Source organism: Gordonia terrae, assembly GCF_001698225.1.
Classification (GTDB): Bacteria; Actinomycetota; Actinomycetes; order Mycobacteriales; family Mycobacteriaceae; genus Gordonia; species Gordonia terrae.
In genome coordinates this window covers 489,674-514,805 of record NZ_CP016594.1, presented here as the reverse complement: position 1 = coordinate 514,805, position 25,132 = coordinate 489,674, and the positions used below count along the sequence as shown (strand labels likewise).

23 protein-coding genes, 1 tRNA gene and 1 other RNA gene are annotated in these 25,132 nt (G+C 68.6%); 7 read left to right on the top strand and 18 right to left on the bottom strand.

What is annotated here, in order from left to right; translation table 11 throughout:
- Positions 1–99 precede the first annotated feature (99 nt).
- The 8 genes from BCM27_RS02355 to BCM27_RS02320 form a co-directional block, all read right to left on the bottom strand.
- On the bottom strand, positions 100–837 hold the full coding sequence (locus BCM27_RS02355; protein WP_004021592.1) for a uracil-DNA glycosylase: 738 nt from the start codon (positions 835–837) through the stop codon (positions 100–102).
- 54 nt (positions 838–891) lie between these two features.
- Positions 892–1,434 carry a uridine kinase family protein gene (locus tag BCM27_RS02350; RefSeq protein ID WP_081487014.1) on the bottom strand — a complete coding sequence of 181 codons (543 nt, stop codon included), beginning with the start codon at positions 1,432–1,434 and terminating at the stop codon, positions 892–894.
- A 14-nt stretch (positions 1,435–1,448) separates the two neighbouring features.
- Positions 1,449–3,038 (bottom strand): alpha/beta fold hydrolase, encoded by a 1,590-nt coding sequence (locus tag BCM27_RS02345; protein ID WP_004021590.1) that lies wholly within the window; start codon positions 3,036–3,038, stop codon positions 1,449–1,451.
- A 98-nt stretch (positions 3,039–3,136) separates the two neighbouring features.
- The gene (gene recR, locus BCM27_RS02340; protein ID WP_004021589.1) at positions 3,137–3,748 is read right to left on the bottom strand and encodes a recombination mediator RecR; all 612 of its coding nucleotides are present in this window, start codon (positions 3,746–3,748) and stop codon (positions 3,137–3,139) included.
- A gap of 66 nt (positions 3,749–3,814) precedes the next feature.
- Positions 3,815–4,231 carry a YbaB/EbfC family nucleoid-associated protein gene (locus tag BCM27_RS02335; protein WP_004021588.1) on the bottom strand — a complete coding sequence of 139 codons (417 nt, stop codon included), beginning with the start codon at positions 4,229–4,231 and terminating at the stop codon, positions 3,815–3,817.
- Complete coding sequence (locus BCM27_RS02330; protein WP_004021587.1) at positions 4,209–4,538, bottom strand: hypothetical protein; 330 nt, start codon at positions 4,536–4,538, stop codon at positions 4,209–4,211. Before BCM27_RS02330 ends, BCM27_RS02335 begins: the two co-directional genes overlap by 23 nt.
- Positions 4,539–4,562: 24 nt before the next feature.
- Positions 4,563–5,519, bottom strand: coding sequence for a pseudouridine synthase (locus BCM27_RS02325; RefSeq protein WP_204161404.1), 957 nt, complete (start codon positions 5,517–5,519; stop codon positions 4,563–4,565).
- A gap of 40 nt (positions 5,520–5,559) precedes the next feature.
- Positions 5,560–5,997, bottom strand: a complete 438-nt coding sequence (locus tag BCM27_RS02320) for an SRPBCC family protein (RefSeq protein WP_004021585.1) — start codon at positions 5,995–5,997, stop codon at positions 5,560–5,562.
- Positions 5,998–6,078: 81 nt separating this feature from the next.
- Between BCM27_RS02320 and BCM27_RS02315 the strand changes: the two genes are divergently transcribed.
- Together BCM27_RS02315 and BCM27_RS02310 are read left to right on the top strand one after the other, a co-directional pair.
- Positions 6,079–7,461, top strand: coding sequence for an FAD-binding oxidoreductase (locus tag BCM27_RS02315; RefSeq protein WP_033204647.1), 1,383 nt, complete (start codon positions 6,079–6,081; stop codon positions 7,459–7,461).
- Complete coding sequence (locus BCM27_RS02310) at positions 7,458–8,780, top strand: class I SAM-dependent methyltransferase (protein ID WP_004021583.1); 1,323 nt, start codon at positions 7,458–7,460, stop codon at positions 8,778–8,780. The genes BCM27_RS02315 and BCM27_RS02310 overlap by 4 nt, the downstream gene beginning before the upstream one ends.
- 228 nt (positions 8,781–9,008) lie before the next feature.
- Here the strand turns inward: BCM27_RS02310 and BCM27_RS02305 are convergent, their stop codons facing one another.
- From BCM27_RS02305 to BCM27_RS02280, 6 genes are all read right to left on the bottom strand, one after another.
- On the bottom strand, positions 9,009–9,800 hold the full coding sequence (locus BCM27_RS02305) for a M15 family metallopeptidase (RefSeq protein ID WP_051987101.1): 792 nt from the start codon (positions 9,798–9,800) through the stop codon (positions 9,009–9,011).
- 55 nt (positions 9,801–9,855) lie between these two features.
- Positions 9,856–12,231, bottom strand: a complete 2,376-nt coding sequence (locus BCM27_RS02300) for a DNA polymerase III subunit gamma and tau (protein ID WP_004021581.1) — start codon at positions 12,229–12,231, stop codon at positions 9,856–9,858.
- Positions 12,232–12,274: 43 nt separating this feature from the next.
- Complete coding sequence (locus tag BCM27_RS02295; protein ID WP_004021580.1) at positions 12,275–13,762, bottom strand: glycosyltransferase 87 family protein; 1,488 nt, start codon at positions 13,760–13,762, stop codon at positions 12,275–12,277.
- A 155-nt stretch (positions 13,763–13,917) separates the two neighbouring features.
- Positions 13,918–15,192, bottom strand: coding sequence for an aspartate aminotransferase type Ic (locus BCM27_RS02290; protein ID WP_004021579.1), 1,275 nt, complete (start codon positions 15,190–15,192; stop codon positions 13,918–13,920).
- A 70-nt stretch (positions 15,193–15,262) separates the two neighbouring features.
- Positions 15,263–15,357: signal recognition particle sRNA small type (gene ffs, locus BCM27_RS02285), an RNA gene on the bottom strand.
- Between the two features lie 110 nt (positions 15,358–15,467).
- Positions 15,468–15,556 (bottom strand) — tRNA-Ser (locus BCM27_RS02280).
- Between the two features lie 78 nt (positions 15,557–15,634).
- On the opposite strand from BCM27_RS02280, the gene BCM27_RS02275 reads away from it, so the two are divergent.
- Together BCM27_RS02275 and BCM27_RS02270 are read left to right on the top strand one after the other, a co-directional pair.
- Positions 15,635–16,483 carry an NmrA/HSCARG family protein gene (locus BCM27_RS02275; protein ID WP_033204547.1) on the top strand — a complete coding sequence of 283 codons (849 nt, stop codon included), beginning with the start codon at positions 15,635–15,637 and terminating at the stop codon, positions 16,481–16,483.
- Between the two features lie 30 nt (positions 16,484–16,513).
- Complete coding sequence (locus BCM27_RS02270) at positions 16,514–17,461, top strand: calcium/sodium antiporter (protein WP_004021577.1); 948 nt, start codon at positions 16,514–16,516, stop codon at positions 17,459–17,461.
- An 11-nt stretch (positions 17,462–17,472) separates the two neighbouring features.
- Here BCM27_RS02270 and BCM27_RS02265 read toward each other — a convergent pair whose 3' ends face one another.
- Together BCM27_RS02265 and BCM27_RS02260 are read right to left on the bottom strand one after the other, a co-directional pair.
- Entirely contained in the window at positions 17,473–18,558 is a 1,086-nt protein-coding gene (locus tag BCM27_RS02265; protein ID WP_004021576.1) for a DNA polymerase domain-containing protein, read from the bottom strand.
- 2 nt (positions 18,559–18,560) lie between these two features.
- Entirely contained in the window at positions 18,561–19,613 is a 1,053-nt protein-coding gene (locus BCM27_RS02260) for an ATP-dependent DNA ligase (protein ID WP_033204651.1), read from the bottom strand.
- Positions 19,614–19,748: 135 nt separating this feature from the next.
- Here BCM27_RS02260 and gluQRS point away from each other — a divergent pair, with 135 nt between their 5' ends.
- Complete coding sequence (gene gluQRS / locus BCM27_RS02255) at positions 19,749–20,657, top strand: tRNA glutamyl-Q(34) synthetase GluQRS (RefSeq protein WP_004021574.1); 909 nt, start codon at positions 19,749–19,751, stop codon at positions 20,655–20,657.
- 114 nt (positions 20,658–20,771) lie between these two features.
- Here the strand turns inward: gluQRS and BCM27_RS02250 are convergent, their stop codons facing one another.
- A complete protein-coding gene (locus BCM27_RS02250; RefSeq protein WP_004021573.1) occupies positions 20,772–21,785 on the bottom strand; it encodes a hemolysin family protein in 1,014 nt (337 codons plus the stop codon).
- Complete coding sequence (locus BCM27_RS02245; protein WP_004021572.1) at positions 21,778–23,211, bottom strand: hemolysin family protein; 1,434 nt, start codon at positions 23,209–23,211, stop codon at positions 21,778–21,780. The genes BCM27_RS02250 and BCM27_RS02245 overlap by 8 nt, the downstream gene beginning before the upstream one ends.
- Before the next feature lie 265 nt (positions 23,212–23,476).
- Here BCM27_RS02245 and BCM27_RS02240 point away from each other — a divergent pair, with 265 nt between their 5' ends.
- Together BCM27_RS02240 and BCM27_RS02235 are read left to right on the top strand one after the other, a co-directional pair.
- Complete coding sequence (locus tag BCM27_RS02240; RefSeq protein WP_004021571.1) at positions 23,477–24,136, top strand: class II aldolase/adducin family protein; 660 nt, start codon at positions 23,477–23,479, stop codon at positions 24,134–24,136.
- Complete coding sequence (locus BCM27_RS02235; protein ID WP_004021570.1) at positions 24,133–25,089, top strand: carbohydrate kinase family protein; 957 nt, start codon at positions 24,133–24,135, stop codon at positions 25,087–25,089. The genes BCM27_RS02240 and BCM27_RS02235 overlap by 4 nt, the downstream gene beginning before the upstream one ends.
- Positions 25,090–25,132: the final 43 nt, after the last annotated feature.

The window sequence follows — 25,132 nt, the reverse complement described above, 5'->3', positions numbered from 1 at the left end:
TCCCTGAGGTGCGAGGAGCGCAAGCGACGAGCCTCGAAGGGCTTGGCGACGTGCCTCGCCAGTCCCTTCGTGGCTCGCTTCGCTCGCACCGTTCGCACCTCAGAAAGCCGGGCGGTGGCCGTTCTCGACACCCGCCGACCGTGCGGCCGCGGTCAGCACGTCCACGACCATCTCCACCGTCAACCGTCCGGTGAAGGTGTTCTGCTGGCTCACGTGGTAGCAGCCGAACACCTCGAGTTCGGTGCCGTCGCGGACGAGGGTCGTGGAGACGCCGTGGCCGAACTTCGGCATCGGCTTCGGGACCGCCCAGCCGAGCCTCGCGAAGGTACGAAGCGTTGACTGCCAACCGAATCCACCGAGGGTGACCACCGAACGCACGGTCGGCGCGAGCAGTTCGAGTTCGGCGTGCAGCCAGCGGGAACAGGTGTCGCGCTCTTCCACCGTCGGTTTGTTCTGCGGCGGGGCACAATGCACCGGCGCGGTGATCCGCGTGTCGAAGAGCTCCAACCCGTCACCGATCGCGACCGAATGGGGTTGGCTCGCAAGGCCGGCGAGGTACAACGCCGAGAACAGGACATCGCCGCTGCGATCTCCGGTGAACATACGCCCGGTGCGGTTTCCGCCGTGCGCCGCGGGGGCGAGTCCGACGATCAGCAGTCGCGCGTCGGCCGGACCGATACCGGCCACCGGCCGGCCCCAGTACTCCTCGTCGGCATACGCGCGACGCTTCTCGCGGGCGACCTGCTCCCGCCATTCGACGAGACGCGGGCATGCTCTGCACTCGATCAGCTGCGCGTCGAGCTCCGCCAGATCACGGAAGCGTCGTCGGGTGGCCATACCTCGACACTAACCGTCGAGTCGGAAGCGGCACCTCATCGGCCGAGGACCCCGTCAGTCGAGGACGACGCACCGTTCCCGGGTGCGATCCACGCCGAACCAGCCGCGTTCGAACTGCTGCCAGGCCTCCAGATGTGCCCGCGCGCCCTCCCCGTCACGGGCGATCGTCCGCTCGAGTCGTTCGCCGGGTGTTCCGCCGTCGAGCCACAGCGCGTGGGACAGGCGGTCGGCGATCCGTCGCCGCGCCGAGGAGACCCCTTCGATGATGAGCAGGGGCTGCCACTCGATCCACACACGGGGTCCGGGGGTCGGGGTGCCGTCCTGCCATACGCGCGGCCGGTACCGGTAGTCCCGTCGTCGCGTGAAGGGATGCAGCACATCGGCTTCCAGCTCCGGCCACCATGCGACCGGGTCGTCCCACGTCGCGAAGTCGTCGGTGCGGACCAGGGTCACGCCGACTCCACGGGCTCGCAGGTCCGCGACCAGGAGGTCGGCGATCGTCGATTTCCCCGCTCCCGACGGCCCGTCGACGGCGACGATCCCCGCATCGAGGCGATCGGCCAAGTCGGTGATCCGGGCGCGGATCCGGGGGTTCACCGGATCAGGATGGGTCACCGACCGGCCGTGCCGGCCGCGAATGCCGGCGGCATCTGCGTCAGCGGAGCCGTGATGGGTGCTTCGGGAACGCGCTGCACGGCGGTCCGCCCCGTGCGGAGATATTCGACGATCGCGTTCTCGAGCGGCTTGTTGGCCCGGCCGAGTTGCGCGTGGTCGCCACCGCCGACGGTGATGAGGTGGCTCCGCATGAGTGAACGCATCTTCAGCGCGCCGCGATACGGGGTCTGCGGGTCGCCGACGCTCTGGATCTGCAACGGTGTCACCGCCAGCCCGCGATTGCGGATCTCGATCGGCCGGGCGAGGGCCGGCGCGCCGGCGCAGGCGAGTCCGGACTCATAGGCGAGCCCGGGCGCCTCGAACGGATCCCCGGTGACGTAGTTCGCGACGAACGCCTGGAAGCCGAGCGAAGGCTGTGCGGGCACCCGGTTCTCGTTGCAGAGGACCGCGCCCTGCATGTCCTGAGAGACCTGCGCGGCTTCGAGGACCGCGGGCGCCGGGGTGGGCAGCTTGCGGCCGGGCTTCGCGGTCAACTGTGCGACGAGTGGCCACGAGTTCCGATCCGGCGCGAGGGCGCGAGTGAGCACCAGTAGCTGCGACGACAGTTGCAGCGAGCCGGGTCGGAGCAACGTGAGCATCAGGTTCTCGAACCGCGCCCGCGCGTCGGCGGTGAGGTCGGTGCCGGCGATGTACTGCTGGGCGAACGCCCGCAGTCCCGGGGGCACGTCGCCCACCTGGGCCGGCGGCGCCAGGAGGGACGGCGGGACGCCTGCCTCCGCACTGACCCGGTCACTCCACTTCCGGTACACGGCCAGCGGAGTCTCTCCGAGACCGTAGATCCGGTCGTGGCGCGCGATCCACGCCATCATCGCGTGTACGCGGGCCTTGTAGCCGGGCGTCTGGGCGGAGAGGAGGGTGTTCCACACGAGATCGGGGTCGAAACCGGAATCGAGGACCATCCGGTCGACCCGCTGCGGGAACAGGGTCGCATACGTCGACATCAACAGGGTGCCGTAGGAGATGCCGTAGAGACTGACCTTCGACTCACCGAGCAGACCGCGGACGACCTCCATGTCCCGGGCGGTGTTCTCGGTGGTGAGCGAGGCCCCCAGACCCGGTGTCCGGGCCTCACAGCGATCGCGATTCACCTTGCCCAGCGCAGTCATCAGTTCGGGTTCGTCGCCGGTGATGGGTTCGCAGCGCAGCGGCGTGCCCGACACCAGACCCCGGGGCTGCACGGCCACCAGGTCCCATTCGTCGAGCATCGCCGCGGGCGGGGGCACCTGGCTGAACATCGCGATGCCGTCGCCACCCGGACCTCCCGGGTTGCCCATCACGACACCGCGCCGGCGCGATTGGTCTCGCGCCTGCATCCGGCTGACACCGATCTCGATCGTCTTGCCATCCGGCTTCCGGTAGTCGAGCGGCACCTCGACCGTCGCGCATCGGACGGTCGCCGGGACGCCGTGAACGGCGGGACATGCTTCCCAGTCGAGCGCGGGCGCCGCCGACGCTTCGGGCGTCGCCGCGAACTGACCCACGCTCACCAGCCCGGCCACGACCACCGCCGTCAGGCCCGTTGCCACTACCCGATTTCGACGACGCCACCGATTACGCGAGATCACCACCTGACAGTAGCCGTCCGGTTTGCCGGGTACGAGGGGCCGGGTAGGAGGGCCGGGCCTCACGCCAGGATGCGACGACCCGACAGGGCACGGCCCAGAGTGAGCTCGTCGGCGAACTCGAGGTCGCCGCCCATCGGCAACCCCGACGCGAGTCGGGTGACCGACAGACCGGGGAAGTCCTTGAGCATGCGCTGGAGGTAGGTCGCGGTGGCTTCGCCCTCGGTGTTCGGGTCGGTGGCGACGATCACCTCGGAGACGTCGACGCCGTCCTCCTGATTGGCCAGCCGACGCAACAGCTCGCGGATCCGCAACTGGTCGGGGCCGATCCCCGACAACGGATCCAGAGCACCCCCGAGCACGTGATAGCGCCCGGTGAACTCCTTGGTCCGTTCGATCGCATGCACGTCCTTGGGCTCCTCGACGACGCAGATCTTGCTGGCGTCGCGACGCGAGTCCGAGCAGATCCGGCACAGGCGGTTCGCCGACACGTTTCCGCACTCGGCACAGAAGACGACGTCGTCGCGAACCCGCCCGAGCGCCGCGATGAGGCGATCGATGTCGGATTTCTCTCCGGCCAGCAGGTGGAACGCGATCCGCTGGGCCCCCTTCGGACCGAGCCCCGGCTGTTTGGCCAGCTGGTCGATCAGGTCCTGGATCGGTCCCTCATACATGGTGTTCTGCGTCCATGGTGTCCGGGGTCTCTACTCGTCGTTCGGCGTCGTGCGTGGGCGTGGTGCTCAGCCGCCGAGTCCGGGAAGGCCGCCGCCGAGGCCACCGGCGAGCGGGCCCATCTTCTCGCTGGCCAGCTGCTCGCGCTTCTCCGACAGGTCGGCGAGCGCACCGAGCAGCAGGTCCTGCAGGGTTTCCACGTCGTCGGGATCGACGACCTTCGGGTCGATCGACACCGCGGTCACCTCGCCGGTGCCGTTGCCGGTCACGGTGACGAGTCCGTTGCCCGCGCTGCCGACCACCTCTGCCGCAGCGATCTCGTTCTGCGCGGACAGGAGTTTCTCCTGCATCTGCTGAGCTTGCGCGAGCAGTCCGGCCATCGGGTTCTCTCCGCCCTGACCGCCGCCGAACAACGCGCTGGGATCGAATGGTTGCGTCACCCGGCCCAGGGTAGTCGCAGCGTCAGCGCAGCAACCGATCGACATGCGCGGCGATGTCGTCGACGGTCGACTCCTCGACGGCCGCGACCTCGAAAGACAGGACCTCGTCGCCGAACAGCCGTCCCGCTCGCGCTGTCAGTGCGAACTCGAATCGGTCGTCGACCCGACGCCACTGTGTGATCGCCCCGTAGATCGGCGCACTCGCCCCCGTCGTGACGCAGTACTCGTCGGCGCGCGGTCCCCCGACGAGATCGCGTTGGATCTGAAAACATGCCAGCGACTCGTCGTCGATGAAGACCACGGCCTCGCACCCCAAGTCGGGATGCCGCTCGTAGGACGCTCGGATGGTCATGCGGCCAGGGTAGATCGTGTCCTGCTACCCCGACACCGACCGCAGGCTCTCGAACCTGCGGTGCTCGCCGGTCAGAGGATCGCTGAACTCCAACACCCGTGCCAGCAGGCGCAGGGGTCTCGAGAAGTCCGCGTGGTCGGGGCGCGCCGCCAGTTCCGGACGCACCTCGGGGTACAGCGGGTCATCGACGATGGGCACACCCAGTGACGCCATGTGCAATCGGAGCTGATGCGTGCGACCGGTGTGCGGCACCAGCCGGTAGACGCCGTGGCGCCCCGCGCCGTCGACGAGAGTGATGTCACTGATGGCGTTGACGGGTCCGTCGACGACGAGCGCGCGGAGGTCGCCCGCGGTCTTCTCGATCCGATCCCGCACGGTCACGGTGCTGGCGAGTGCCTCGTCGGCGGGCGCGAGCGCGAGGTACTCCTTGCGGGCGATCCGGGATGCGAACAGATCTTGATAGGCCGCCCGCACCTCCGGGCGCAGCGTGAACAGCAGCACTCCGGCGGTGAGCCGGTCGAGTCGGTGAGCCGGCGAGATCGTGTCGGAGCCCAGCTCGCGACGCAGTCGGACCAGCGCGGTCTCGGTGACGTGACGGCCCCGGGGCATGGTGGCGAGGAAATGCGGTTTGTCCACCACGACGATGTTCTCGTCGCGGTAGAGCACCGGTAGGTCGAACGGGACCGGCACCTCGTCGTCGAGGTCGCGGTAGAGATAGAGCGAGACGTTGCGGCGCGACGGCGAATCGAGATCCACCGGGTGACCGTCGGCATCGACGACCTCGCCGGCGGAGGCGCGTCGACGCAGGTCGTCGGCCGTCAGCCCCGCCAGACCGGGCGCGGCCAGCAACGCCTGCGACACCGTCGACTCCGGCCCCGAACGCAACACCACGCGCGTGGCGTCGACGCCGTCGCGGATGGGCAACGGCGATGGCCGCGCCCGGCCCCGACGTCGCCTGCCGGAAGGCCCCGCGCCGGTCATGTGTGTGTGTTCGAACGCCGCCGGAGGAGACTCCGACTTCTCAGCGCTCGAGGCGCTTCTTCAGATTTCCGAGCACCTCGGCCTGAATTCGATTGAGACCCTTCGGCGCAAACGTCTTTTCGAAGAATCCGCCGATGCCGCCCGCACCCTGCCACGTGGTGGTGGTCGTGACGCGCGAACCGCTTCCCGACGGAGCGACGGTGTAGGTGGTCACCATCGTCGAGTTGGCATCGCGCTCGGTGACGGTGTCCGGGGTGACGCTGACCGTCGCCTGCACGTCACGCTGACGCTTCGAGGTGGCCTGCAGGATCCAGTGCACGACGGTGCCGTCGCCGTTGCCGCCGCTGATCACCTTGTAGTCGCGGTACTGCTCCGGGAGGATGGCCGGGCGTACGTCGTTGTAGTCGGCGAGTGCTCCGACCACGGCGTCCGGGGCGGCGGCGATGTCGAGCGACTGCGATGCGGAAACCTGACCCACGATTGGACACTCCTCAGTACGAAACGATTGGCGGGCGAACTGATCAAGTCCTAGGCTATCCGGGTGAGCAACCGGCTGGAGATGGGGGGAGCGGCATTCGACCAGGGGGTGTCCGACCTTCTGGCCAGCTATCGTGCCATTCCGCCGCACGCAACCGTGCGCCTGGCCAAGAAGACGTCCAACCTCTTCCGCAAGCGCGCCGCCAATCCGCATCCCGGACTGGACGTCTCCGGACTCGACCGCGTGATCTCGGTGGATCCGGCGGCACGAACCGCCGACGTCGCCGGGATGTGTACCTACGAGAACCTGGTCGCGGCCACCCTGCCGTACGGCCTCGCGCCGCTGGTCGTCCCGCAGCTCAAGACGATCACCCTGGGCGGCGCGGTCACCGGCCTCGGCATCGAGAGCACATCGTTCCGATCCGGCCTTCCCCACGAATCGGTGCTGGAGATCGACATCCTCACCGGCGACGGCGAGATCCTGACGGCGACGCCGACCAACGAGCACGCCGACCTCTTCTACGGATTCCCGAATTCCTATGGCACGCTCGGATATTCGGTCCGCCTCCGCATCGAGCTGGAGCCGGTGAAGCCCTACGTGGCGTTGCGCCATCTCCGGTTCACCACCATCGCCGACCTCCAGTCGACCATGGACGCGATCGTCACCACCAAGACGCACGACGGCGAGCCCGTCGACTATCTCGACGGAGTCGTCTTCTCCGCCAACGAGTCCTACCTGACACTCGGCCGTCAGACCGACGACGACGGGCCGGTCAGCGACTACACCGGGATGGATGTCTTCTACCGGTCCATTCAGCGAAAGACCACCGATCGGCTCACGATCCACGACTACCTGTGGCGCTGGGACACCGACTGGTTCTGGTGCTCCCGCGCGTTCGGCGCACAGAACCCGAAGATCCGACGCTGGTGGCCGAAGCGGTACCTGCGCAGCAGTTTCTACTGGAAGCTCATCGGACTCGACCAGCGGTTCGACATCGGTGACCGGCTCAACGCCCGCAAGGGCCTGCCCGCGGGCGAGCGGGTCGTGCAGGACATCGAGGTGCCCATCGAACGGACCGCCGAGTACGTGGAGTGGTTCCTCGCCGACATCCCGATCGAACCGATCTGGCTGTGCCCACTGCGTCTTCGGGAGCCGGCCCTCCCGAGCGCCGATCCGGTACGCCCGTGGCCGCTGTATCCCCTTGCCCCGCAACGCACCTACGTCAATGTCGGCTTCTGGTCGGCCGTGCCGGTCACCCCGGGCGATCCCGGACACACCAACAAGATCATCGAACGCAAGGTCGCCGAACTCGACGGCCACAAGTCGCTGTACTCAGAGAGTTTCTACACGCCGGAGGAGTTCGACGAACTCTACGGCGGAGAGAGTTATCGGCTCCTCAAGAAGCGGTACGACCCGCGCGGCCGTCTGCTGGACCTCTATGCGAAAGCGGTGAAACGCCAATGACCACGTTCAAGGACAGCACGCCGTCGAGTGTCGACTCACACGCCGGCAAGATGACCCTCGCCGAGATCTTCGAGACCCTCCTCGGCGGCAATCTCTCGATCCGGATCACCGCCTACGACGGCAGCAGCGCCGGACCCGCGGACGCCCAATACGGCCTCGACCTCAAGACCCCGCGGGGGACGACGTATCTGGTGACCGCGCCCGGCGACCTCGGGCTCGCACGGGCCTACATCGCAGGCGATCTCGAACTCATCGGCGCCCACCCCGGCGACCCGTACCCCGCACTGAAGGCTCTCGCCAGCAACCTGCAGTTCCACCGTCCCTCCCCGCTGGCACTCGCGCACATCGCCAGGTCGCTGGGCATCGAGCACTTCAAGCCGATCGCACCGCCGCCGCAGGAGGCCGTGCCGCGCTGGCGGCGATTCGCGGAAGGACTGCGGCACAGCAAGTCCCGCGACGCCGAGGTCATCCACTACCACTACGACGTCTCGAACACGTTCTACGAGTGGGTCCTCGGACCGTCGATGACCTACACCTGCGCCGTCTACCCGGAACGCGACGCATCGCTGGAAGCCGCGCAGGAGAACAAGTACCGCCTCATCTTCGAGAAGCTCCGCCTCAAGCCCGGCGACCGCCTCCTCGACATCGGTTGCGGCTGGGGCGGAATGGTCCGCTATGCCGCCCGACGCGGCGTCCACGCCATCGGGGCGACACTGTCCGCCGAGCAGGCGCAGTGGGCCCAGAAGGCCATCGCCGACGAAGGACTCGGCGAGTTCGCCGAGGTCCGGCACAGCGACTACCGCGACATCACCGAGAGCGGATTCGACGCCGTGTCGTCCATCGGGCTCACCGAGCACATCGGCGTCCACAACTACCCCGCGTACTTCGGCTTCATGCGCGACAAGCTCCGCCCCGGCGGCATGCTGCTCAACCACTGCATCACCCGGCCCGACAACGCCAGTCGCAGCAAAGCCGGATCGTTCATCGACCGCTACGTGTTCCCCGACGGAGAGCTCACCGGCTCCGGCAAGATCATCTCGAAGCTGCAGGACATCGGCGGCATGGAGGTCATCCACGAGGAGAACTTCCGCGAGCACTACGCGATGACGCTGCGTGACTGGAACATCAACCTCGTCGAGCACTGGGACGAGGCGGTGGCCGAGGTCGGCGAGGGCACCGCGCTGCTGTGGGGCCTCTACATGGCAGGATGCCGAATCGGCTTCGACCGCAACATCATCCAGCTCCATCACGTGCTCGCCACGAAGCTCGACGAGGACGGCGGTCACCAGGTACCACTCCGGCCGTGGTGGGACGCCTGACGGCGAGCCCGACCCTGACGACTGCCCTGCCTCTGCTACCTGCAGGAGCGCAGGCGACAGCCCCCGCTCCCTGAGGTGCGAGGAGCGCAAGCGACAGCCCCCGCTCCCTGAGGTGCGAGGAGCGCAAGCGACAGCCCCCGCTCCCTGAGGTGCGAGGAGCGCAAGCGACAGCCCCCGCTCCCTGAGGTGCGAGGAGCGCAAGCGACGAGCCTCGAAGGGTCCCGACGCTCAGGTGACCGGCACGTCGATGACCGGGCGGCGGACGTGGGCGCCGGGTCCGTCGAAGTGCCACCACTCCCCCGCGTAGATCGTCAGCCCACCGGCGGCCATCGCCTCTCGAAGGCGGGTTCGAGCGGCCCGTGCCGGCGCGGACACCCCCTCGGTCGCATACGCGGTGGCCCGCGGGGTGAACGAGTCGAAGTCGGTCCCCATGTCGAGACGACACCGGTCGCCGACGACGCGCGCCGGAGGACAGTTCGGGCGGCCGTCGGCCAGTGTCACGTCAACCGAACGTCCGGCTTCGTGGCTGGTCGAATACGGCCCCGGCCTGGCCACCCACGCGGGATCCGGCACCTTGTCGAACATCTTCTGCTGCACCGAGTGCGGCCGGTAGCAGTCCCAGAACACCAGCACCTCGCCGCGGGCCCGTAGAGTCCGCGCGGCGGTTCGAAGTCCCGGGGTCATCGATTCGTGGACCAGACAGCGGGCGTTCGGCGGGTACAGTCGCTCGCCGACGAAGTTGTCGGCCGTCGCATATCGCAGGTCGAGGACGGCGTCGGGAACCGCGGTCCGGACGTCGACGAAACCGACGGCGCTGACCCGCCGGTCGACCGGCATCCGCATCGACGGCGCCGGCCCGACGGCGGGAGCTCCGACCGCCGATCCCGATGTTCCGCCGCCGGGAGACGCACCGACCGCAGGCGCTTCGGTCGGGGTCGCCGCAGCGCACGCCATCGACATCGTGAGCGCCGCCGTCACCGACATCAGTGACAGTCCGAGGCGCACCGCTACTCGTCGCATCTGTGCGTTCTACCACGAACGGCCGTACACGAGCGCCGGCCGCGAACACACCCGGTCACTCGAGCGGCCTGGCCCCCAACTCGGACTTGAGCAATTCCAGCGCCACCTGGTCCGGGTCGAGCCGCTGCTCGGGGTTCCCGGTCCGCGCGTCGGCCACCATCTCCGCGCGCTCGTCGTGCGGGATGTCCTCGTCGGCGCGTGGCGGCTCGGGTTCCTCCGGTTCGGCAACCGGTTCCGGCGCGGGCGCCGGCGTCGCCGACTGGTCGCGCGCACGACTCGGCCGTGAATACGACTGGCGCGCCTTACCCGGCTGCTTCGACGGCGGTGCGGCAGACGCGCCCGTGGGCGCGGCGGCACCCGGCGCCTGGTGCACCGTGCGAACGTCGAGTTCGGTACCGAAGACCTCGGTCAGCGCCTCTCGGATGATCGTGACGGCGTGCGGCGCCGACAGACGCCCGACCAACACCTCGACGGGATGCGACAACACCACGGTCGTTCCGTCGACGTCGGCGATGACCGCTGCCGAGAGCATCGGCTCCAAACTCTTCGAACGCTCACGCACCGCGGCCCGAAAGTCCTGATACCGCTTGCGCACCGAGTCGGCGTCGAGACCGGCGGGCGCCTCGGGCTCGGACTCGGCCTCTGCTTCCGGCTCGGGTGCGGGTTCTGGCCGGCGGGCGCGGACGGGCATCGCATCCGGTGGTGGCACGTCGTCCTCATCGACGGGCTCATCGGGAAGCGGGATGTCGTCGTAGGGCGACGTCGACGCGGATACGGCGACTGGTTCCGGTTCCGGCGAAGACGTCACCCGCGGACGCGACGGCGGCTCCGGCGCGGACGGAGTCCGCTCGGCACGAGCCGGCGGTTGCGTCGGCGTGGCAGGCGCCGGGTCTGCCACCGGGTCGGGGTCTGTCGCATCGACGCTCGGCTGTTCGGCGATCAGCTCGTCGAACATCGATTCGTCCTCGGCGGGCCCTTCGGTCGGTGCGGCGGAGTCGAGGTCCGGCGCCACGGGTTCCGGCGCCACGGGTTCCGGCGCCACGGGTTCCGGCGCCACAGGTTCCGGCGCGGTCGGTTCCGGCGCGGTCGGTTCCGGCGCCACGGGTTCCGGCGCCACGGGTTCGGGAGCCGCGGCGTCGGCCTCCACCGCCTCGGCAGCCGCACGGTCGGAAGCCTGGGCGGCCTTGGCGTCTTCCATCGCCTTGCGTTGCGACGGCCGGACGAACTTCGGCTCCGGTTCCGGCTCAGCCGGCTTCGCGGGCACCGGGATCGACGTGGTGCCGATGCCCGACTCGAGTCGTTCGAGTCGCTGCAGCAGCGCCGCGTCGTCGGCGGACACTGCGGGCAACAGCATCCGCGCGCACATCACCTCGAGCAGCAGCCGCGGCGACGTGGTGCCCCGCATCTCCCCGAGCGCGTTGTGCACGATCTCGGCGAACCGCGTCAGCGACGCCGGGCCGAGGGTCTCGATCTGGGCGCGCATCCGGGCGAGCTGGTCGCCCGGGGCCTCGACCAACCCGCGGTCGGCAGCATCTGGAACCGCTTGCAGCAGAATCAGATCGCGCAGACGCTCGAGCAGGTCGACGGCGAATCGCCGGGGGTCGTGCCCGGCGTCGACCACCTTCTCCACCGTGCCGAACAACGCCGACCCGTCGGCGTCGGCGAGTGCGTCGACGGCGGTGTCGATCAGCGCGACGTCGGTGACACCGAGCAGGGCCAGGGCGCGTTCGTAGGCGACCCCGTCGTCGTCGGCGCCGGCGAGCAACTGGTCGAGGATCGACAGTGAGTCACGAGGAGATCCGCCGCCCGCACGGATGACGAGCGGATACACCTCGGGCGCCACCGTCACGTTCTCGCGCTCGCAGATCTTCTCCAGCAGGCCGCGCATGACCGGCGGCGCGAGCAGCCGGAACGGATAGTGATGGGTCCGCGACCGGATGGTCGGGAGCACCTTCTCGGGTTCGGTGGTCGCGAACACGAAGATCAGGTGCTCCGGCGGCTCCTCGACGATCTTGAGGAGCGCGTTGAAGCCCGCGTTCGTCACCATGTGCGCCTCGTCGACGATGAAGACGCGGTAGCGCGACTCGGCGGGCGCGTAGAACGCGCGGTCGCGGAGCTCGCGGGTGTCGTCGACACCACCATGGCTCGCGGCGTCGAGTTCGATGACGTCGAGGTTGCCCGGTCCGCCCGGCGCGAGCGCCACGCATGAGGCGCAGGTCCCGCACGGTGTGGAGGTCGGCCCCTGCACACAGTTCAGCGAACGGGCCAGGATTCGCGCCGACGACGTCTTGCCACAGCCACGCGGACCCGAGAAGAGATACGCGTGGTTGATGCGCCCGGAATCCAGGGCGCGGCTCAACGGATCGGTGACGTGCTCCTGCCCCACGACGTCGGCGAAGGTAGCCGGGCGATAGGTGCGATACAGAGCCACGCGTCGAGACTACCGGCGACCCGTGACACTCGATGAGCGTGCCTCACACTGGCGGAGCAGACCCCTGTTCGGGTGTCTCGCTGACGGGTTCGCCGTCGGTTCCGACCAGGTCATCGGCCATACCGTGGACGTGGTCGGTGGGCTCGGACGGGCGGTCGGACTCGGGGGGTCCGGACTCACCGCCGCTTCTGTCCGCATGCCGCCGGTCCTCGGCCCCGGAGCCGCCCGCATCACCGGTCGGCAAGCCGCCGTCGGCGATGACAGCGGCCGCGACGCCGGCCGGGATGACCGGGTCGGACGTCGACGGTCCGCGGCTGCCGACCATCCGCAGGCCGACGACCGTTGCGACGAGCACACCGAGGTAGGCCCACAGGTAGGGGCTGACGGTGAACCAGTTCATCCACCGGATGTGGGTCTTGACGTACAACCCCGTGTAATAGCCGTCGGGGATCAGCGCGGGCACGTGCGTCGGCCACGAGAACGCAAGCAGGACGAGAGCCGCGACACCAACACCCGCCCACACCCGCGGGGTGCGCGGGCGTCGGACGTCGAGGACCAGGTGGACCCCGATGACCAGGATCGGGATGAACCAGACCCAGTGATGGCCCCAGGACATCGGCGACACGACGCACGCGGTCATGCCGACGATGCTGATGGCCAGGAGTTCCTGGCCCTTGCGATGGGCGTAGGTCGCGACCGCGAAGCCGACCGCGAGTGCCGCCAGGACCACGACGAGCCACAGGAGCGTCGGCGGATTGTCGGTGTCGAGGTGGTTGGCGAGCATGCCGCGGAGGGACTGGTTGCCGCGCAACTGCGCCGACCCGACCCGGTCGGACTCGAACAGTTTTCCGGTCCAGTACGACCACGAATCCCCCGGCAACACCGCGAAACCGATCACCACGGTGGTGGCGAAACCACCGATGACCCCCGCGAGGGCGCGCCAGTTCCGCTGCACCAGGAAGTATCCGGCGAAGATGAGGGGTGTCAGCTTGATGCCGGCGGCGACGCCGGTCCAGAACCCCTTGAGGCGTCCACCGTCCGGACGCGTCAGGTCCGCGAGGATGACGAGCATCAGGAAGACGTTGATCTGTCCGTACCAGATGGTCGTCCGCACCGGCTCGAACAACATCGCCACCGCGACCAGCGACACCGCGATGACGCGCAACGGCCAGGTCACCGGTCGGCCGAGGCTGCGGAAGCTCAGCATGATCACCAGGTAGAGCGCCACGACGATGCCTGCGGTCCACAGCGGACGCGCGAGATCGAAGGACACCCAGGCCAGCGGACTGAACAACAGCGCGGAGAACGGCGAATAGGTGTAGTCCAGGTCGCCGACCATCTTGACGTCGTAGAGGCTGATGCCTCCGGTCACCGACCGGGCGCCCGCCTGATACACCGCAAGGTCGATCTGATTGTTCAGCAACCCCCAGAACTGGGCGCCCAAGGGTACGACGACGTCCTGGAGCGCCAGTGCGATGACCCCCACGACGGCGAAACCGGTTGCGAGAAGAACCGGCCTGGGCAGATTCACGATTTGAAAGCCTGTCACAAAGTGGCGTGCACGCCAGCGCACTCGCCGGAGAATGAGAGCAATCTAACGCCGCGGTCGGCGCGTTGCGGGTGTGTCGGCACCGTCCGCGGCTTCCACGGCCGCCGTGTCAGCGGCCGCGGGGGCGCGCGACGACCTCAGCTGGACCGGGCGAGGAGTGTCTCCGCCGCCGCCAGCAGAACGCACGTGGACACCCCATCCATCGCGGCTCGCAGGTCGTCGGTGTTCGGGAACGTCGGTGCGAGGCGGATGTTCTGATCGTGCGGATCGGTCTTGTACGGGAACGCCGATCCGGCCGCGGTGAGAGCGATACCGGCCTCTTTGGCCAACTCGATGGTGCGTCGGGCCGCGCCGTCGACGACGTCGAGGCTGATGAAGTAGCCGCCCTCCGGCTCCGACCACGACGCGACCTTCGACTCCGTGAGGCGATCGTCGAGGATGTCGAGCACGAGCTGGAACTTCGGGGCGAGGATCTCCCGGTGACGGGCCATGTGCGCCCGCACGCCGTCGGCATCGCCGAAGAACTTGAGGTGACGCAGCTGATTGACCTTGTCGGGTCCGATGGTCTTCAGCGAGAGGTACTTGCTGAACCAGGCCAGGTTCTCCGGCGACGAGCCGAAGAACGAGACGCCCGCGCCGGCGAAGGTGATCTTCGACGTCGAGCCGAGGACGTACACGCGGTTGGGGTGGCCGGCGGCCGCGGCCATCTCGACGATCGGCAGCGCGGCGGGCGGGTTCTCCACCAGGGTGTGCACCACGTAGGCGTTGTCCCAGTAGATCCGGAAGTCGGGGGCTGCGGGCATCTCCAGCAGACCGCGGGCAGTCTCTTCGGAGAAGGTGACGCCGGTCGGGTTGGAGTAGGTCGGCACGGCCCACATGCCCTTGATGCTCGGGTCGCCGGCCACGAGTTCGGCGCACACCCGCACGTCGGGACCGTCGGGAAGCATCGGCACCGGGATCATCTCGATGCCGAGGCTCTCGGTGATCGCGAAGTGGCGGTCGTACCCGGGCGAGGGGCACAGGAACTTGATCGGCTCACGACCCCACGGCGCATCGGAGTCGGCGGTGCCGTGCAGCATCCCGAACACGGTGAGGTCGTGCATGATCTCGAGACTCGAGTTGCCGAGCGCGAGGAGGTTGTCGGGGTCGACGGCGAGCAGCTCGCCGAAGATCCCGCGCAGCTCCGGGAGTCCGTTGAGTCCGCCGTAGTTGCGGGTGTCGGTGCCCGCCCCGTCGCGGTACTCGTCGCCCGGGAGGGACAGCAGGCCGTTGGAGAGGTCGAGCTGCTCGGGAGCCGGCTTGCCGCGGGTGAGGTCGAGCTTCAGGCCCAGAGCGCGCAGTGACTCGTACTGCTTGGTCAGATCCGCCTGGGTGTCGCGGAGCTGGTCGGCACTCATCGAGTGGAAGTTCAACGTGGGCCCTCTCGCGGCTCGACGCCGGTGCGGGTGGCCGACGCCGCAGACCTAGAAGATGTGTATCGGATATAGGGGACCCCGCGCACCCGAGAGAGCCCGTTGACCCTTGCTGCCTTCCGGCCCTGGGGGAGTTCACAGGATGCACGCCGCGCGGGATCCGTCGTCCAGTGTAGCGAGGGGCTCCGGCGGGGCGACACCACCCCCGGCCCAGTCGCTACAACGACGAAGGTCCGCGGTGCACCCGGCGAGCGGGCGTCACTACGGACCTTCGGTGGCGGAGGATAGGGGATTCGAACCCCTGAGGGCTGTTAACCCAACCCGCGTTCCAGGCGAGCGCCATAGGCCACTAGGCGAATCCTCCAACGTCGAGATGATAGCCGCCGAGCGTGCACCAACCCAAACCGTCCGGCGGGGGCATCCCACCGCTAGGGTCGACGGCATGGCGGATACCTCTCCTGTTGTTGTCGTCGGAGCCACCGGAGGGCAGGGCGGCGCCGTGCTCGATGCGCTGCTCGACGCCGGTTTCCCCGTCCGCGCCGTCGTGCGGGACGCGGTGTCGAGCAAGGCGGCACGCCTGGCCGATCGGGGTGTCGAACTCGCGGTCGGCGACATCGTGAGTGGCGTGGGTCTGTCCGAGGCGTTCACCGGGTCCGCAGGCGTGTTCGCACTCACCACGCCGTTCGAGTCCGGGGTCGGCGCCGAGATCGGCCAGGGTCGCGCACTCATCGAGGCGGCCACGTCCGCATCGATCCCGTACCTCGTGTTCTCCTCGGTCGCCTCGGCCGATCGCCAGACCGGCGTGCCGCATTTCGATTCCAAGTTCGAGGTCGAGCAGATGCTGGCGGCCACCGAGATCCCGCACACGATCGTCGGCCCGGCCTATTTCTTCGACAACCTGCTCGGCGGCGCCGACGCCCTCGCGGCAGGCGTGATGCCGATCGCCATGCCCGCCGACAAGCCGCTGCAACAACTCTCGCGGCGCGACCTCGGACGACTGGTTGCCACCCTGTTCGCCGCACCCGAGGTCCACGTCGGGCAGCGCATCGACCTCGCGTCCGACCAGCCGACGCCGGCCGAGATGGCGCGCATCATCGGCGAGGTCCTCGGCACCACCGTCACCGCGGAGTCCTACGACCCGGAACGCATCGAGTCCGAGGACATGCGGGCGATGTTCACCTTCCTCGGCGGGCGCGGCTACGAGGTCGACATCCCGACGCTGCATCGACGATTCCCCGATGTCGGCTGGCAGAGCTTCGCCACCTGGGCCGCGGAGGCGCTGCGCCGCTGATCACCCCGCAACGGTCGGGAAGGAGTCCGGATGGTCCTCGACGCCGCGCTGATCCTGGCGGGCCTGGCCGGACTGATCGTCGGCGCGGAGTTCCTGGTCCGCGGTGGGTCGGCGATCGCGAGCCGGCTCGGTGTCTCTCCCCTGCTGGTCGGGCTCACGATCGTCTCCATCGGGACCAGCATGCCGGAGCTCGCCGTGGGCATCGATGCGTCCCTGAACGATGCGGGTCCGCTCGCGATCGGCAACATCGCGGGCACCAACATCGTCAATCTCCTTCTCATCCTCGGCCTCTCGGCTGCCCTGGTACCACTCGCGCTGGGACGTCAGACCATTCGGCTCGACCTGCCGGTCATGACCGTCAGCGCACTGCTGCTCCTGGTGTTGAGCCTGAACGGCGACCTGAACCGTCTGGACGGCGTGCTGCTCCTGGCGGTCGCGGTTGCCTACACCGTGACCGCCATCCGCGTGGAAGTGAAGGCCAGGGCGTCGCCGACCGTCACCGACGAGCTCCCCGCCACAGGTGGACCGGTCTGGGGCCGGGTACTCGAACTGCTCGGTGGGATCGTCTTGATCGTGCTCGCGGCCGACTGGCTCGTCCGCGGATCGGTGGACGTGGCAACGGAGCTGGGCGTCAGCGAGGCGTTCATCGGCCTCACCGTCGTGGCGATCGGCACGTCCGCACCCGAGCTCACGACGACCATCATGTCGACGCTCCGCGGCAACCGCGACCTCGCCATCGGCAATCTCATCGGGTCGAGCGTCTACAACATCACCTTCATCCTCGGCGTGACCGCACTGGTGCGGCCGCTCGAGGTCACCGATGACCTGATCCGGGTGGACCTTCCACTGATGGCCGCCGTTGCGTTGCTGTGCATTCCGGTGTTCCTCTCCGGGCGGCGGGTGTCCCGGTACGAGGGCGTCGCGTTCGTGGCTCTCTACCTGGTCTACCTGGGGCTCTTGATCGCGTTCCGTACCTGACGGCTCCGCGGTCACCCATCGGAACGTCGATTCCCCTTCTCGTCCCAGTGCTCGGCGACCTTCTTGCTCGGCTGCACCCGCGGCGGCTCGCCCGGCATCTTGGGGTAACTGGGCGGATAAGGCATGTCACCCAAGCCGTTTGCGTCGTCGGCCTGCACCATCTCCAGGAGCTTCTCGACGCCGCGCCGATGGTCGGCGATGTCGGCCCACGGATCGCCACGATCCGCGAGGAGCTTCGGGACGGTCGCGATGGTGCAGTCGTCCGGGTCGACATCGGCGAGTTCGTCCCACGTCACCGGCGTCGACACCCGCGCGCGGGCGCTGCGTCGGACGGAATACGGTGACGCCATCGTCCGGTCGCGGGCGTTCTGGTTGTAATCGATGAAGATCCGTTCTCCGCGTTCCTCTTTCCACCACGACGTGGTGACCGCATCCGGGTCGCGGCGTTCGAGTTCGCGGGCGAGCGCGATCACGCAGCGTCGGGTCGCGATGAAGTCCCACAGCGGCTCGATGGGCACGTACACGTGCACTCCGCGCCCGCCGGAGGTCTTCGCGAAACCGACGAAACCCAGGTCGTCGAGCAGCGGCTTCAACCCCTCGACAGCCACGCGCCGGACGTCTTCGAAGGTCGTGCCGGGCTGCGGATCGAGGTCGATGCGGAGCTGGTCGGGGTGATCGTTGTCGGGATGCAGCGTCGGCCAGGTGTGGAAGGTGACCGTCCCCAGATTGGCGCCCCACACCAGGTCGGCGGGCACCGTCGGCCGGATCGCATCGCCGGTTCGCTTGGACGGGAACACGATCGGAGTCGATTGCACATGCTCCGGACGCTTCTTCGCGATGTGCTTCTGATAGATCTCCTCGCCCTCGACCCCGTCGGGGAAGCGCTGCAGGAACGTCGGCCGATCGCGGGCCGCGTGCATCAACGGGCCCTCGCCGCTCTCCTCGACTCCCAGCGCGACGGTGCGGTAATACCCCACGAGATCCCGCTTGCGGCCCCCGTTCTCGCCGAGTTCGGGGAAGTAGATCTTGTCCGGGTTACTCATCCGGACGGCGATTCCGTCGACGTCGAGTTCCTCTGCGGGAGAGCGAGATGCCATGGTCATTCCCCTTCGAGGACGTCGTGGAGATCGTAGGTGAGGGGGACCTCGAGCTGGTCATAGCCGCAGCTCTCCGGGTCCCGATCGGGCCGCCACCGCAGGAACTTCACGGTGTGCCGGAAGCGGTGGTTCTCCATCTGGTCGTAGGCGAACTCCGCGACCAGTTCGGGACGGATCGGAATCCACTCCCCCGACTTCTCCGACCGCCATCGCGTCGGCTCACCCGGTGACGCCTTCTCGGGGTCGAGGCGCATCGGCTCGAACATCTGCTGCAGCTCGATCCGTTTCGCGTCGGAGAAGGCGCCGGCCCCACCGACCATCCGCAGTTCGCCGTCGTCACCGAACAATCCGAGCAGCATCGAGCCGATCCCGGTCCCCGACTTGTGGATTCGATACCCGAAGATCACGCAGTCCGCGGTGCGCTTGTGTTTGATCTTCAGCATCTCCCGCTTGTTCTCGACGTACACGCCGTCGAGTCGTTTGGCGACGACACCGTCGAGCCCGGCACCTTCGAAGGCGGAGAACCAGTCCTCGGCGACCGCGGGGTCGCTCGTCACCCGGCTGACATGCACGCGACGATCCCGCCCACCCGGACCGACGGCCCGCAGCAGCGCCTCCCGTCGTACTTCGAACGGTTCGGCCATCACGCTCGTCGACGCCAGCGCAAGCGCGTCGAAGCCGATGAAGATCGCCGGGGTCTTCTCGGCGAGCATGGTCACGCGCGACTCGGCGGGATGTATCCGTTGCGCCAGCGAGTCCCAGTCCAACCGGTGGGTGTCGCCGATGAGGGCGGGCACCCCGATCTCGCCGTCGAGGACCACCTTCTCGGGCAGTTCGTCTTTCACCGCCGCGACGATCTCGGGGAAGTACCGTGCCAGGTCCTTGCCGCCTCGCGATCCGATCGTGACCTCGTCGCCGTCGCGGAAGACCAACGCGCGAAAACCATCCCATTTGGGTTCATACGACCACGCCACCGAACCGTCCGGTTGCGGCGGCACGCTGGTCACCGCCTTGGCCAGCATCGGCGCTACAGGCGGCATGACCGGGAGATCCATGAAACTCATCGTTCCTCACTCGTCGACGCGACCGCAACGCCTACGCGCCGCCGCGTACCCGGGGGCGTGGTCCGGGCCGCACAGGCAGACCGGTCCCGACGACGATTCTCATCGCGGGACGGTAATCTCGACGCGATGTCGACGCCGCGAGCGGGCCGGTACGCGCCCTCCCCCTCCGGGGACCTCCACGTCGGCAACCTGCGGACCGCGCTCCTCGCGTGGCTCTTCGCGCGTACCACCGGCCGGCAGTTCCTGATCCGGATGGAGGATCTCGACCGCGCCGTCCCGGATGCCGACTCCCGCCAGCTGTCCGACCTCGCGGCCATGGGCATGGACTGGGACCCGCCCGTCATCCATCAGACGGACCGGCTCGCCACATATCGCGCCGTCATCGCCGACCTCCGCGATGCCGGTCGCACCTTCGAGTGCTTCTGCACCCGCCGCGAGATCCTCGAGGCGCCGTCCGCGCCGCATGCGCCGCAGGGCGCCTATCCCGGCACGTGCCGCGACCTCACCGCGGCCGAGCGCGACGAACGCCGCGCCACCCGCCCACCCGCGATCCGGCTCCGCGCCGATGTCGAGGTGTTCGGCGTCGACGACCTGCTGCACGGCGCGTACTCGGGCGCGGTCGACGACTTCGTGTTGCAGCGCAACGACGGCACCCCGGCCTACAACCTGGCCGTGGTCGTCGACGACGCCGCGCAGGGTGTCGATCAGGTCGTCCGCGGCGACGATCTGCTGTCCTCGGCCCCGCGCCAGACCTACCTGGCGACGTTGCTCGGATCGACCCCGCCGGTGTACGCCCACGTCCCGATGGTGCTGAACACCAACGGGATACGGCTCAGCAAACGCGACGGCGCGGTCACTCTGTCCGACCTCGCGGACGAGGGCATCTCGTCGTCGACGGTGTTGTCCCGCATCGCCCACTCGCTGGGCCTCGGGGGCCGGGACGAGCCCGTGACCCTCCCGCTGCTGGCCGGGCGTTTCGACCCGGCGGCGCTGCCGACCGAGCCGTGGTTCCTGACGTCCGACGAGTGGACCTAGCGGCCCACTTCCACGCTCCCCAATCCGAAAGAACGCATAACCCCTGCTCCCTGAGGTGCGAGGAGCGCAAGCGACGAGCCACGAAGGGTCAGTGACGCACGCTCGTCAACGCTCCTACGCCGTAGTCGCCAGCAACCGCTGGAGCACGTCGTTGATGGTGATGAGCCCGACCGCGCGGCCGTCATCGGTGACCAGCGCGAGGTGGGCGCGCTGTTCCCGCATGGCGGTGAGCGTCTCGTAGACGGGCTGGCCCGACTCGACGCTGAGGACCGGACGCATGAGATCGGCCGCCGTGGCGCCCGGCGACGCGCTCAGACTGTCGCGGACGTGCACGACGCCGCGGACGGGCGCCGCCGATGCGTCGTCGCGGACGAGCAGTCGCAGGTGCCCCGAGGTCCGGCCCGCCGTCTGGATCTCATCGGTGTCCGCGGTCGGACCGACGGCGGCCAGATGGTCGTTGGGCGTCACGACGTCTCCGACGGTCAACGACTCCAGTTCCAGCGCACTCGTCAGGTGGGCGTGGTACCGCTCGTCGAGCGTGCCCACGGTGGCCGAGTGCTCGACCAGGTGTCGGAGGGCATCGCTGTCCTGCCCCGTCGCGACCTGATCGACGGCTTCGACGCCGACGCGCTTGAGGCACCAGTTGGCCAGGTTGTTGAGCTGGACGATGAACGGGCGGGTGACCCACATGAAGGCGCGCATCGGGATCGCCAGCATGATCGCCGACTTCTCGGGGTGGGCGATCGCCCACGACTTCGGCGCCATCTCGCCGACGACGAGGTGGAGGAACGTCACGATGATGAGGGCGAGGACGAAGCCGATCACATCGGCCGACCAGTACGGCAGCCCCCATCCCGCGAACAGCGGCGTGAGCCAGTAGTGCACGGCCGGTTTCGTGATCGAACCCAGTGCGAGCGTGCACACCGTGATACCGAGCTGCGATCCGGCGAGCAGTACCGACAGTTCCGATGCGCTGCGGAGTGCCGCGCGGGCGCTGCCGCTGGTCGCGGCCGCATCCTCGAGCCGGTGCCGCTTGGCGGCGATGAGTGCGAACTCGATCGCGACGAAGAAGGCGCTCGACGCGATCAGGGCCACTGTGATGGCCGTGATGACCCATGGGTTATCCATTGTCTCGCCCCTCTCCGCTCTCGGCCGGATTCTTCGCGTGCGTATGCGTCTCGTCTTGGGCAACGCTGATCGACAGCAGCGCGGGAACCCGCTTGTCCACTTCGAGCACCGTGGCCCGCACGGTGCGGGGTGGCGCCTCGTCGTCGTCGAGCAGGGTCGACGGGTCGGGTTCGATCGCGATCGTGACCGTGTCGCCGACCCCGGGCAGTCCGACGAACTCGGCGATCACCAGACCGGCCATCGTCTCGTAGTCGCCTTCGGGTAGGTCCCAGCCGACGGTCCGGGAGACCTCGTCGACATGTGCGTCGCCACGTACACGCCAGCCCTCGGGGATCTCCTCGATGGCGACGGTCGACTCGGCATCGTGTTCGTCGTCGATCTCGCCGACCAGTTCCTCGGCGATGTCCTCGGCGGTCACGACGCCGGCGAAGCCGCCGTACTCGTCGATGACCACCGCCATCTCGTCATGGGCGTCCGCGAGGTTCTCCAACACCTCGGGCAGCGGGAGCGTGGAGGGCACGACCACCGCCCGACGGCATAGATCGACCGCGGTGGCGTTCTGATCAGCTTGCGGCGGTTGCTGTTTCAGCGCATGAGTCCACTCGAGCAGATCCTGCAGGTGGATCACACCCCGCACCTCGTCGTCACCGCCGGCGAGTACGGGATAACGCGTGTGCCCGGTACTCATCAGGGTCAGCACGTCGCCGGCCGGCAGATCCGCGTCGACATGATCGGTGTTCGGCCGCGGGATCATTGCGTGTTCTGCTGTGCGCGTGGGGAATTCGAGTACGCGGTCGAGCAGGACGGACAGATCGTCGGGCAGATCGCCGGCGTCCCGCGACTCGGCCACGATGTGCTCGAGATCGCGCACCGACGCCGAATGCTCGACGTCGTGGACGGGTTCGATGCGCAGCGCCCGGAGCAACAGGTTCGACGACTTGTCGAACAGGGCGATGAGCCAGCCGAACACGGCCAGGTAGATCGTGGTCGACCGAGCGAGCCACCGTGCGACCGGCTCGGGCCGGGCGATGGCGAGGTTCTTGGGGAACAGCTCACCGAAGACCATCTGCACGACGGTCGAGAAGATGATCGCGATGATCGTGCCGATCGCGACGCCCACACCGACCGGGATGCCGACGCCACCGAGCAACTCCCCGACGCCGGAACCGATCAGCGGTTCGGCGACGTAACCGACGAGAAGGCCGGTGACGGTGATGCCCAGCTGCGCGCCGGAGAGCATGAAGGATGTGCGGCGGGTGACCGCGAGCGCGCGTTTCGCGGCAGCGTCGCCGGCTTCGGCACGGGCTTTGAGGCGGGACCGGTCGACCGCCATGTAGCCGAATTCCTGGGCCACGAAGTAACCGGTGAGGGCGGTGATCAGAAAGACCACCAGGATTCCGAGTCCGATTCCGAGGAGGGTCAGCATGTGACCGCCCCGGTGCCGGTGCCGGGCGGAACGCCCGGATGATTCAGTTCAGAACAGGGGGCCGACTGGTGTCGTCGGCGTTTTCGGCGCTTTCCGCGTCTCATCGTCTCTCTCGCTGGTGCTCGGCTGTTCCATACCGGGTGCCGAGCGCTGAGGCATGTGGGTAAATGTCCGGTATGTGGTCCCAACGTACCCAACGCGCCGCGAGTTCCGCGACACGCCCGGCGATGTTTTCCCGCGGCCCCCGGGTCGACACCCACGTCCGATGACGTTCTCGTCGCTGCGCGAGCAGGTCGCCGAGGCCGCTCGGCGGGTGGCCGCCGAAGGCCTCCTGATCGGCACTGCGGGCAACGTGTCGGCCCGCGCGGGCGACCACGTCGCCATCACCGGGACCGGGATCGTCCTCGCGGAATGTTCGGCGGCCGACGTCACGGTCGTGTCCCTCTCCGGCGACGCCGTCGACGGGATGATCGCCCCGTCCTCCGAGCTCGACCTGCACCTGTGCGTATACGAGCGAACGAGTGCCCAGGCGATCGTGCACACGCACGCACCCTTCGGCACCGCGGTTGCCTGTGTGAGCGGACTGACCTCGCTGCCGGTGCTGCACTATCAACAGCTCGGTCTCGGTGGCGCGATACCGATCGCCCCCTATGCGACGTTCGGCAGCCCGGAACTGGCGGAGATCGTCGCCGGCGCCCTGGTCGACACGCAGGTCGCGCTGATGGCGAATCACGGTTCGGTGGCACGCGGTTCCAGCCTGGCCGACGCCGTGGCGAACGCCCTGCTGCTGGAATGGCTCGCCACGTTGTACCACCGGGCCAGTAGCATCGGCCGGCCCCGCGAGCTGACCGCCGACGAACAGCAGTCCACTGTCGCCCAGGCGATCCGACTGGACTACGGGACCCCCAAGGAGAACCGCACGTGACACCTTCGTCCGCGACGACCGCCCCCCTCACGATCGCGACCGTGGGCGTCCACGTGCTGGACATACATGTCGTCGGTATCGATTCCATCCCGGCGGGCTCCGACGGCGCGTTGGTCGAGTCCATCGGCTTCTCGGCGGCCGGTACCGCGGGCGGCACCGCGCTCGTGCTCAGCCGGTTGGGCGCCTCGGTCCGAACCCACGGTGCGATCGGCGGCGACCCGATCGGGCGATCGCTGACCGCGCTGCTCGACGCCGAGGGCGTCGACACATGCGGTCTCGTGCCCAAGGACGGGGTCCAGACGTCGTCGTCGGTCATACCCGTGCGGCCCAACGGGGACCGGCCCGCGTGGCACTGCATCGGAGCCAATGCCCAGTTCGTCCTGGACGACCTCGCCTCCGGCGCGCTCGACGGGCTCGATCATCTGCACCTCGGCGGACCCGAATTCCTCGGCGGCCCGCTAGCCGCCGAACTCCTGGGCCGCGCCCGCGACGGCGGGATCACGACGTCGGCGGACCTGCTCTCCGGTGGCGACCCCGGGCTCCTCGAGTGGATCGGCGAGGCGCTTCCCCATCTCGACTACCTGCTGCCAAACGACGAGCAGACCCGCGGCCTGACCGGCTCCGACGACCTCGAGAACGGCGCACGAGCGCTCCTCGGGCGCGGCGTCGGATGTGTGGCACTCACCCGCGGCGCCGAGGGTGCGCTGGTCGTGACCGCCGACGACGCCATAGGGGTACCCGCGTTCCCGGTGGACGTCGTCGACACCACCGGGTGCGGTGACGCGTTCTCCGCCGGATTCCTCACCGGTCGGCTCCGCGGGCTCGATCTCGCCGACTCCGCCGAACTCGGTTGCGCTGTCGCCGCGCATGTCGCGCAGGGCATCGGAACCGCCGCGAACTCCTACGACCGCGCCGCGATCGAGACGTTCCGGCAATCCCGCGCCGCCACCTGAGCGACCATCCGGCCGTCGATGTCGGTTTGGTGGCCCCGACCTC

Coding starts and splice junctions, on each gene's coding strand:
- BCM27_RS02355 (WP_004021592.1), bottom strand. CDS start 837: ATGGCCACCCGACGACGCTTCCGTGATCTGGCGGAGCTCGACGCGCAG.
- recR (WP_004021589.1), bottom strand. CDS start 3,748: ATGTATGAGGGACCGATCCAGGACCTGATCGACCAGCTGGCCAAACAG.
- BCM27_RS02335 (WP_004021588.1), bottom strand. CDS start 4,231: ATGTCGATCGGTTGCTGCGCTGACGCTGCGACTACCCTGGGCCGGGTG.
- BCM27_RS02330 (WP_004021587.1), bottom strand. CDS start 4,538: ATGACCATCCGAGCGTCCTACGAGCGGCATCCCGACTTGGGGTGCGAG.
- BCM27_RS02325 (WP_204161404.1), bottom strand. CDS start 5,519: ATGACCGGCGCGGGGCCTTCCGGCAGGCGACGTCGGGGCCGGGCGCGG.
- BCM27_RS02315 (WP_033204647.1), top strand. CDS start 6,079: ATGGGGGGAGCGGCATTCGACCAGGGGGTGTCCGACCTTCTGGCCAGC.
- BCM27_RS02310 (WP_004021583.1), top strand. CDS start 7,458: ATGACCACGTTCAAGGACAGCACGCCGTCGAGTGTCGACTCACACGCC.
- BCM27_RS02305 (WP_051987101.1), bottom strand. CDS start 9,800: ATGCGACGAGTAGCGGTGCGCCTCGGACTGTCACTGATGTCGGTGACG.
- BCM27_RS02275 (WP_033204547.1), top strand. CDS start 15,635: ATGGCGGATACCTCTCCTGTTGTTGTCGTCGGAGCCACCGGAGGGCAG.
- BCM27_RS02270 (WP_004021577.1), top strand. CDS start 16,514: ATGGTCCTCGACGCCGCGCTGATCCTGGCGGGCCTGGCCGGACTGATC.
- BCM27_RS02265 (WP_004021576.1), bottom strand. CDS start 18,558: ATGGCATCTCGCTCTCCCGCAGAGGAACTCGACGTCGACGGAATCGCC.
- BCM27_RS02260 (WP_033204651.1), bottom strand. CDS start 19,613: ATGGATCTCCCGGTCATGCCGCCTGTAGCGCCGATGCTGGCCAAGGCG.
- gluQRS (WP_004021574.1), top strand. CDS start 19,749: ATGTCGACGCCGCGAGCGGGCCGGTACGCGCCCTCCCCCTCCGGGGAC.
- BCM27_RS02250 (WP_004021573.1), bottom strand. CDS start 21,785: ATGGATAACCCATGGGTCATCACGGCCATCACAGTGGCCCTGATCGCG.
- BCM27_RS02245 (WP_004021572.1), bottom strand. CDS start 23,211: ATGCTGACCCTCCTCGGAATCGGACTCGGAATCCTGGTGGTCTTTCTG.
- BCM27_RS02240 (WP_004021571.1), top strand. CDS start 23,477: ATGACGTTCTCGTCGCTGCGCGAGCAGGTCGCCGAGGCCGCTCGGCGG.